At 73.6% G+C, this 3,830-nt stretch carries 4 protein-coding genes and 1 pseudogene; 1 reads left to right on the forward strand and 4 read right to left on the reverse strand.

The window, feature by feature from the left end; genetic code table 11:
* Positions 1-125: 125 nt before the first annotated feature.
* Positions 126-1,022, forward strand: coding sequence for a DUF4231 domain-containing protein (locus tag ABT106_RS31380; RefSeq protein WP_351284316.1), 897 nt, complete (start codon positions 126-128; stop codon positions 1,020-1,022).
* 96 nt (positions 1,023-1,118) lie between these two features.
* Here ABT106_RS31380 and ABT106_RS31385 read toward each other — a convergent pair whose 3' ends face one another.
* The 4 genes and pseudogenes from ABT106_RS31385 to ABT106_RS31400 form a co-directional block, all read right to left on the reverse strand.
* Positions 1,119-1,598 carry a hypothetical protein gene (locus ABT106_RS31385; protein ID WP_351284307.1) on the reverse strand — a complete coding sequence of 160 codons (480 nt, stop codon included), beginning with the start codon at positions 1,596-1,598 and terminating at the stop codon, positions 1,119-1,121.
* A gap of 88 nt (positions 1,599-1,686) precedes the next feature.
* Positions 1,687-2,571, reverse strand: a complete 885-nt coding sequence (locus ABT106_RS31390; protein ID WP_351284310.1) for a S1 family peptidase — start codon at positions 2,569-2,571, stop codon at positions 1,687-1,689.
* Between the two features lie 133 nt (positions 2,572-2,704).
* Positions 2,705-3,520: a DUF1684 domain-containing protein gene (locus ABT106_RS31395; RefSeq protein WP_351284313.1), complete on the reverse strand. Its 816-nt coding sequence runs from the start codon at positions 3,518-3,520 to the stop codon at positions 2,705-2,707.
* 77 nt (positions 3,521-3,597) lie between these two features.
* Positions 3,598-3,830, reverse strand: a pseudogene (locus ABT106_RS31400) (hypothetical protein); the annotation flags it as partial.

Here is a 3,830-nt window from a genome sequence, read left to right on the forward strand (position 1 = left end):
CCGCGATCCGGCTCGGTGTCGGAGCCCGGCTGGAACTGCACCACCAGGAGGCCGTGGACTTCCGTTCCCCGCGACCGTTCGACCTGGTGCTCAACCCGACAGCAGGGGGCGCTGTGACCGACAGCATGACCTTTCGACACGAGGACCTGCCGGCCCTCTTCCATCACACCGACCAGGCCGCGATCTCCCGCCAGCGGGAGTCCACCCAGGCGACCCGCGGCCAGCTGCTGCTGCTGGTCACGGCCGCCGCGGCGGCGGCGCTGCCGGCGGGCCCGGAGCTGGGTCCGGTGCGCCTGTTCGGGCTGCTGAGCGCGCTGGCGTACGCCGGGGTGCTGGCCGTGGGCGTACGGGCGACCAGGCGGCGGGCCCGCCCGCAGTGGCAGCTCAACCGCAGTGCCGCGGAGTTCATCAAGTCCCTGGCCTGGCGGTACGCCGTGCACGGGGCGCCGTTCGGCAGCGATGCCGCGGACGCGGGGACGACGTACCGGACGCGGCTGGAGAAGGGCCTGGACGAGCTGCGCAAGATGGGCTGGGAGGACCCGCGGGCGGCCGGGGTGGTCCCGGAGGGCGGGGAGATCACGGGCGCGATGGAGCGGCTGCGCGGGATGGGCTACCCGGCACGGCGCGAGACGTACGTCCGGGACCGGCTGATCGAGCAGCGCAACTGGTACCGGCGGCGGACGGAGGTGTCGCGGCGGGCGACGGCGCTGTGGTCGTGGACGATCGTGCTGCTGACCTGCCTGGCCCTGCTGTTCGCGGTGTTCGGGATGTTCGGCTCGGGTCCGGGGGCGGAGCTGACCGGGCTGCTGAGCGCGGCCGCCGCGGCCGGGATCGCCTGGAACGAGGTGCGCCGGCACCATCCGCTGATCGAGGCGCACACCCTGATCGAGCAGGACCTCGCGGCGATGATGGTCGTGATGCAGACGACGATCACCGAGTCCCAGTGGCCGTCGTCGGTGTACGAGACCGAGCGGTACGTGTCGCCGCAGCACACGGACTGGCTGGCCCGGCACAGCAGCTGACGTCCGTGTGGGGGTGGGGGCGCGGCCAGGGCGGGTCTGAGAAGTCCCGCCTGGCTCGCGCCCTTCGGGCGCCCGGCGCTGCGTCTCAGACCCGCCCTAGTCCCGGGTCGCACCCTCCTGCCAGATGACGGTGACCGGCTTGCCGAGGGTCCGGGCGTAGGCGACGATCTCGGCGGTGCCGCCGTGCCCGCGCGCGGGCAGCCCGTCCCAGACGGCGACGAGCCGGTCGCAGGAGTCGGCGATGTAGGTGCCGGCGGCGTAGTAGGCCTCGTCGGTGGAGTGGGCGAAGTCCATCCGCACCTCCTGGGCGGCCCGGCACTTGAGCCCCCGGTAGCGGGCCAGGGCCTCGGCGTCCTCGAAGGCGTCCTCGTAATCCCCGCTGGGGATCACCACGGTGAGGTCGGCGCCGTGTTCGAGGGCGATGGCGGCGAACAGCTGGTCGGCGCCGTCGGCGAGGCTGGAGAGGGCCTCCAGCGGCCCTTCGTGACGGCCCAGCACGGCCCGCAGGGCGCTCTCCACGTGGGCGAGCGCCCTGCCGGGGATGGACCGGTGACCGGTCACTCCGATGCGTTTCATGCGCGAGCCTCCCCCGTGGACACCCTGGACATCCTCCCAGATGGCGGAAGGACGTCCAGGGGTGCGGCCGGGGGCGCGTGGGTCACCGTCAGTAGACGCTGACCCCGTAGGCGTTGAGGGCCTCGACCACGGGCTGGAAGAACGTGGTCCCGCCGGAGGAGCAGTTGCCGCTGCCGCCGGAGGTGAGGCCGACGGCGCGGGTGCCCGAGTAGAGCGGGCCGCCGCTGTCGCCGGGCTCGGCGCACACGTTGGTGCGGATCATGCCGTAGACGACGTCGCCGCCGCCGTAGTTGACGGTGGCGTTGAGGCCGGTGACCGAGCCGCTGTGGGTGCCCGTGGTGGACCCCCGCCGCTTGACGGCCATGCCGGTGGTGGCGTTGACCGCGGTGGTGATGTCCTGGCTGCCGACGGTCCCGGGAGGGACCGGCGAGTTGCTGGCGTACTTGATCAGGCCGTAGTCGTTGGTGGGGAAGCTGGACCCGGTGGTCGAGCCGAGCACGGTGGTCTTGGCGGAGTTGCTCCACCAGGTGCCGGCGCCGTCCGTACAGTGCCCGGCGGTGAGCGCGTAGTACGTACTTCCGCTGCGCACGTTGAAGCCGAGCGAGCAGCGCCAGCTCGACGCGTAGATCGCGTCGCCGCCGGAGAGCAGCTTGGTCAGCTTGCCCGGGGTGCGCTCGATGCGCAGAGCGCCGGCGTCGGCCCCCGCCTCGCGCTTGATTCTCGCGAGCGCGGCGGCGGAGACGGTGGAGTCGGCCGTGACCACGAGGGTCCCGGTGGCGGGGTCGGTGTGCCAGGCGGTTCCGGCGACATCGGCGCGCAGGACGGATGCGCCGGCCGAGGCGAGACGGGAGGCGCTGAACCCGCCGTCCTGCGTGTCCGCGCTGGCGGCGGTGGGGGCGGCCAGGGCCGCGACGGCGGCCAGGCCGGTGGCCGCCGCGAGCAGCCTGGTACGGGTGATGCTCTTGATCCTCACTTATCGTCCTCCGGGAGGGTTCGGGGGCCCGGCGTTCGTGGGGGTGCCGGAGCCCGTGAGGCGCGGCAGGGGCACGGGGAGCGCACACGCTCATGCCGTGTCCCTGACAAGCACTCTCGGGAGTGTGCTGTCGTCAGATATCGGTCGCAAGGGCGGCTTTCAGCCGCCGCTCGCCCGCCGCCACCTCGAAGGGCAGCGTGTTCCCCGGTGGCGGGAACGGGCACACGAAGTGGTCCGCGAAGGCGCAGGGCGGCAGCAGCGCCCGGTTGAGGTCCACCGTGACCGAGCCGTCCGGGGCGGGGGCGCCGGGCCTCAGGAAGCGGAAGCGGTAGCTGGAGCGGCCGCCGGTGGCGTCGCCGAACACGGCCCAGAGGCCGCCGTCGTCCCCGTCGACGGCGACCTGGAGGGTGTGCTCGGCGCCCTCGAAGGCGAAGGCGAGTTCACCGCCGAGCCCGAGGCCCCGGGCACGCCCGTCGGCGTTCTCGACCTGGACGGTCCGGTCCTCGGCGTACGGCCGGAACCGGCCCGCGAGCGCGAGGGCCGGGTCGTACGGGGTGGCCTCGATGCCGGCGAACGCCCGGCGGGCCTCGGAGCCGGGATCGAAGACGCGGACCGCCCACTCCCCTTCCCGGCGGATCACCACGAGCCGCACCTCGCCCGCGCAGACCCGGGAGCCCGAGGGCGGGCCCTCGTCGGCGGCGAGCACGGTCTCACCCGTGAAGGGCTCGCCGTCCACGCGCAGGGAGTCCCCGGCGCGGGCGGCGAGCGTCACCGCGCCGCCGGTCGCGCGCCAGAGCCCCGGAACGGCCGGAAGTCGACCTTCCGGGTAGTCGGCGAGCCAGTGGGTCCCGGTCAGGGCGAGGGGCCCGTACGGGGCGGACACGGAGGCCAGCCGTCGCTCGTGCCAGGTCCGCCAGTCGGCGTGCGGATCGTCTGCGTCGTCGCTCATGCCGCTCAACCCTTCCACACCGGCCAGGACGGGAACCGCGGAGTACCCCGTCCGGACCTGTGGAATCTGACGGGCCCTCAGTCGCAGGGGCAGCAGCAGCCGTCGCAGTCACAGCCCGACGGGCAGTCGCAGTTCGAGCAGCAGCCCTCGCGCTTCTTCCGGGACCAGGGGCCCTCGTACTCGTCGGCGCAGCAGATCCGGCACGTGCAGAACAGGCCGATGGCGACCGCGCAGCCCGCGAGCAGCCCGCGGCGCGGCGGAATAGCCCTCGTTGAAGACCAGGTAGAGGACGCGCAACACGGTGGCGACG

The organism is Streptomyces sp. NPDC002044 (assembly GCF_040296725.1).
Taxonomy (GTDB): Bacteria; Actinomycetota; Actinomycetes; order Streptomycetales; family Streptomycetaceae; genus Streptomyces; species Streptomyces antarcticus.